The organism is Clostridium oryzae, from assembly GCF_002029235.1.
Classification (GTDB): domain Bacteria; phylum Bacillota; class Clostridia; order Clostridiales; family Clostridiaceae; genus Clostridium_AE; species Clostridium_AE oryzae.
Genome location: NZ_MZGV01000126.1, coordinates 1 through 5,002, shown reverse-complemented (window position 1 = coordinate 5,002; position 5,002 = coordinate 1). Strand labels below are relative to the sequence as shown.

4 protein-coding genes are annotated in these 5,002 nt (G+C 33.4%); 3 read left to right on the top strand and 1 reads right to left on the bottom strand.

The genetic code is table 11. The annotated features are described in order from the left end of the window. Window positions 1-260 precede the first annotated feature (260 nt). Window positions 261-1,250 (bottom strand): YeiH family protein, encoded by a 990-nt coding sequence (locus tag CLORY_RS22415; protein WP_079428750.1) that lies wholly within the window; start codon window positions 1,248-1,250, stop codon window positions 261-263. A gap of 177 nt (window positions 1,251-1,427) precedes the next feature. On the opposite strand from CLORY_RS22415, the gene CLORY_RS22410 reads away from it, so the two are divergent. From CLORY_RS22410 to CLORY_RS22400, 3 genes are all read left to right on the top strand, one after another. Next, window positions 1,428-2,306 carry a LysR family transcriptional regulator gene (locus tag CLORY_RS22410; protein WP_079428748.1) on the top strand — a complete coding sequence of 293 codons (879 nt, stop codon included), beginning with the start codon at window positions 1,428-1,430 and terminating at the stop codon, window positions 2,304-2,306. A gap of 121 nt (window positions 2,307-2,427) precedes the next feature. Further along, a complete protein-coding gene (locus CLORY_RS22405; protein WP_242954491.1) occupies window positions 2,428-3,339 on the top strand; it encodes a DUF1848 family protein in 912 nt (303 codons plus the stop codon). Window positions 3,340-3,489: 150 nt separating this feature from the next. Further along, window positions 3,490-4,722 (top strand): aminopeptidase, encoded by a 1,233-nt coding sequence (locus tag CLORY_RS22400; protein ID WP_079428746.1) that lies wholly within the window; start codon window positions 3,490-3,492, stop codon window positions 4,720-4,722. Window positions 4,723-5,002: the final 280 nt, after the last annotated feature.

Sequence of the window (5,002 nt, the reverse complement as noted above, 5' to 3'; positions counted from 1 at the left end):
GAATTTCTTGAATAACTATAACTTCTTAGTTCTTACCTACTCATAAATTGAATGTACTGTTAAAAAGATGTAACTATATAATATGCGAAGTAATAAGAAGAAAGCTCTTAAGAAAATACTAGTAAATAGATAAACAAGAAAGATAATTTGGGAGAGGTAATATAGAAAATAATACTTTGTAAATGCATAGAGTCGGTATAGGGTAGGAAGTGGTTGGAGGAGGCATTTTCCAGCCGACGGAAACCACTTCCTACCCTTTTTTATAGTACTATGATGCTTACTACTGCCACAGTGAACCAAACAATCAGTCCAAGCAGCAATGGCTTTATTCCAGTCTTCAGCATCTTTCTAAAATCAGAGTTAAGTCCTACGGCTGAAAGAGCCATAACTATCATAAATTTTCCTAATATACTTATATATTTAAGAGCAGTTTCATTGAAAAATCCAAGTGTATTTAAAAGTGAAGCTACTATAAACCATAGTATAAACCACGGAAATACTTTCCTGAAACTATAATTTACATTCTTATCTTTAGCAGCTTTTTTCTTCTTCTCCATAGCTGTCACTATAGTAAAAATAATAGATATTGGTATTATCATAGTAGTTCTTGTAAGCTTTACTATAGTAGCATATGCACCAGCAGCATTACTGAAAATATAGCCGGCAGCGACAACTGAAGAAGTGTCATTAATTGCTGTTCCTGCCCACATTCCAAAGTCTCTGCTAGAAAAATGCATCAAATGTCCGAGAGCAGGAAAGATAAGAACAGCAATTATGTTAAATAGAAATATAGTTGATATGGAGTAAGCAACTTCCATATCATCAGCTTCTATTATCGGAGCTATTGATGCTATTGCAGAACCTCCGCAGATGGCTGTACCTACACCTATCAAAGATTTTAATTTATATGGAATTTTAAGCAGTTTTCCAAAGATGAAAGCTGCTAAGAATGCAGCTAGAATCGTAAAAATCATGATTGAAAGAGATTCTTTGCCTGTTATCAGAACCTGCTTTAAACTGAGTCCTGCTCCAAGAACGATAACAGCCCATTGGAGTATTTTTTTGGATGTAAATGTGACGCCTTGAGCGGCAAAAGAAGGCTTGCCCCAAACATTGTTAATTATGATGCCTATGACTATTCCGAATACAGCACCGCCAATAATAGGAAATTGACTGCCGAGAAAGGATGCGGCTAACGCTATTATAAAAGATAATAATATTCCAGGAAAGTTATTTTTTATCCAAGTCATTGAAATGTCCCCCTTTAAGTAAATTGCGAATGTTTAGTTCGTCTTATATTTATATTTTCTTATATCATAATAACGTCATTATGATATTTAATCCAATTACATATTTTTATAGATATATAAGTTTTCCTTATATGATATAATTATGTATAAATATTTTTTATACATAGGAGAATGGCTTTGATTGATATAAGATTATTAACATTTTTGACTTTAGCTAAAAATAACAGTTACACAAAAACTGCTGAAATATTAAGACTGACCCAGCCTGCGATTTCTCAGCATATGAAATATCTAGAAGATGAGTATGGTGTAAAGCTCACAAAAAAATATGGAAGAGGTTTTAAATTAACAGAAGAAGGCAATATCCTATATAGGTACGCTGAAGAAATAGAAGAACTGTACAAAAAAGCTGAAAATAAATTAAAGAACAAAACAGCTATTATCAAAAATTATAGTTTAGGTGCCACGATGACGCTGGGAGGATATGTTTTGCCGTCAATACTTAGCAAATATAAAAAACTACATGAAAATATAAACATTCAGCTGCAGGTTAATAATACTTCAGAAATACTTGAAAAGCTTATAGCTGGCAAAATTGATTTTGCTTTAGTGGAAGGAACCTTTAACAAAAATAAGTTTAAGTTCAGTAAATTTAAAGATGATGAACTTATACTAGCTGTAGCTCCAAAGCATGAATTTGCAAAACGAAGCTCTGTGACGATGGAGGAGATACTGAATGGACATCTTATACTTAGAGAAGAGGGTTCTGGAACAAGAAAAGTATTTGAAAATAGACTTGCAGAAATAGAATATGATTTGATGACTTATAAACCCTACATGGAGATTGGAAGTATAACAGCAATAAAGGCTCTTATAAAAGAAAATATAGGATATTCGGTAATTTCAAAGGAAACGGTACAACTTGAACTGAAACGTGGCAGTATAAAATATGTACCCATAAAGAATTTTCGCATTCTAAGAGAATTTAACTTTGTATATCTTTATGGGGATGATTTTATAAATGACTTTATAAAGTTTTGCGCAGCTGAGCAGTGAATATATAACAAATGTGGAGGCTTTAATTTAAAGGCGGTATAAACAGCGAATACTGACCAATAATTAAATACATATAAGTTGTCAACTGAAGTTTGTTATCTATGAAGAAAGGTGTGATTGTGTGGATGGAGAACAGATAAATTTATTCGGAGATACGTCAAAAAATAAAAAAGTAAAAATTAAAAATGTAATATCAGCTTCAAGGAGAACAGATATACCTGCTTTTTTCTATGATTGGTTTCAACAGGTTCTTAATAAAGGCTTTGTGGAACTTGTAAATCCAAGGTTTCAAGATAAAACATATACCGTGGATTTAACGCCTGAAAATGTGCATTCAATAGTCCTATGGAGCAAGAATTTTAATAATGTTCTAAGGAATCCTATGAACCTTGAAAATTATAATCTATATTTTGAATACACTATAAATAATTATTCTAAGAAATTAGAACCTAATGTCCCTGAATATAAGGATACACTGTACATATTGGGAGGCCTATTAAAAAAGTATAAACCAGAACAATTTAATATCAGATTTGATCCGATAATAATATCTGTTAATGGAGAAAAAACTCCAACGCCTGATAAGCCAGAAAAGGCAAGATTATTAGCTTTTGAAACTTTATGTAGAGATATAAAAATGCTTGGTATGGAGAACTGCAGAGTCACTACTTCATATCTATCCTTATACGGACATGTTAAGAAAAACATTGAAAACAGCAGTGCTGGTGTAATTCATTTAAATGAGCATAAACAAATTTTGTTTTTTGAGCAAATGGTTGAGATAGCTGATAAATACGGCATAACTATATATTCATGCGCAAGTCCAGTCTTGCAGCAAGTAGAAGGAATAAAAGAGGGACACTGCATAGAAGGAGCTCTTCTGGAACAGCTGTTTGGAGGCAGAGTCCGGAAAGGAAAGGATACAGGACAGAGAAAGACCTGTGGGTGTAGTTATAGCAGAGATATTGGAGTCTATGCAAAAGGTACAGATGGAATGAAATGCAGGCACGGCTGTGTGTACTGCTATGCTTAAGAAGAGAAAAGAGTAAAGATAAAAGATATTGAAGAAATTCAGCTTAATGGCTTTTATTGTAAAAAGGCATTCGATGGTATAGAATAATTAGGTTAATTTCGCCTTGTTATAGAAATATATAGAGATAAGGTATCGGGAAAGGGGTAAAATATGAACAAAGATTATTTAAAGAAGTATGCAGAGATTATTGTAAAGGTAGGAATAAATATTCAGGATAATCAAACTCTTGTTATAAGTTCGCCAATAGAATGTGCTGAATTTGCTAGAATGGCAGCAGAGATTGCCTATAAAAATGGTGCAAGAGATGTAGTTATGGATTGGGACGATGAAATGTCTTCCAGAATAAAATACCTAGAAGCTAAGCATGATGATGTATTTAATGAATTTCCTGAGTGGAACAAGAAATATTATCAGGAATATGTGGATAAAGGCGCAGCATTTTTGGGTATCTACGCTTCTGACCCTGAAATTATGAAGGGGGTCTCTGAAGACAGAATAAAACGCAATGTCAAAGCTAAAAATATAGGCTTAAAATATTTTAATGATAAGCTTATGAATGATCAAAATGTATGGTGTGTAGTTTCAGTACCTACAAATAGCTGGGCTAAAAAGGTATTTCCTGATGTATCAGAGGAAGAGGCAGTGGAAAGTTTATGGAAAGCTATATTCAGCGTTACAAGAATTAATGGCGGTGATGCAGTAAAAGCATGGAACGACCACAAGTTGGCTGGTAAAAAACGTGTGGATATAATGAACAAATATAACTTTAAGTATCTTGTATATAAAAATTCTGCAGGTACTGATTTAAGGATAGAACTAAATCCTAAGGCTTTATGGCTTGGGTGCTCTTCCTTTAGTCCTGAAGGTACTGAATTTATAGCAAATATCCCTACAGAGGAGATATTTACGCTTCCATCAAAGAATGGCGTAAATGGTAAGGTTGTAAGTTCAAAACCACTAGATTATCATGGAAATCTTATTGAAAACTTCTCAATTACTTTTAAAGACGGAAAAATAGTAGATTATACTGCAGAAAAAGGATATGAGTCCTTAAAGAGCCTAGTTGAACTTGATGAAGGAAGTCATTATCTAGGAGAAGTGGCATTAGTTCAGTATGATTCACCAATATCCAATAGCAAGATACTGTTTTATAACACACTTTTTGATGAAAATGCATCCTGTCATTTAGCTATCGGACAGGCATATCCAACCTGCTTACAAGGTGGCGACAAGATGAGCAGGGAACAGCTTGACAAGGAAGGTGCTAATGATTCATTAACTCATGTGGATTTCATGATAGGTACAGAGGATCTTGACATAACAGGAATTACTGCAGATGGCAAGGAAGTACCTGTATTTAGAAAAGGAAACTTTGTTTTTTAAATATATTGCGAACCAGCAATAGGAGCGTTGACCGCTCGGTCAACGCTCCCTGCGGGCTCTGTAAATTATATAGATTGCTAGTTTTAAAGTACCGTCTCTAAAATTTCTACACGTTAATTTTACAGACGTTATTTGATGAAGTTGTATCTTTAATTTTTCTTCGTAGATTATTAAGTGAGATCTTAATTATAAAGAGAGTTAAAGGCTTCTCTTCAATATGGAAACTGTTATAATTAACTTTCTTTTAATAATCCAACTACTTAAAAGCCTATTAATCGTG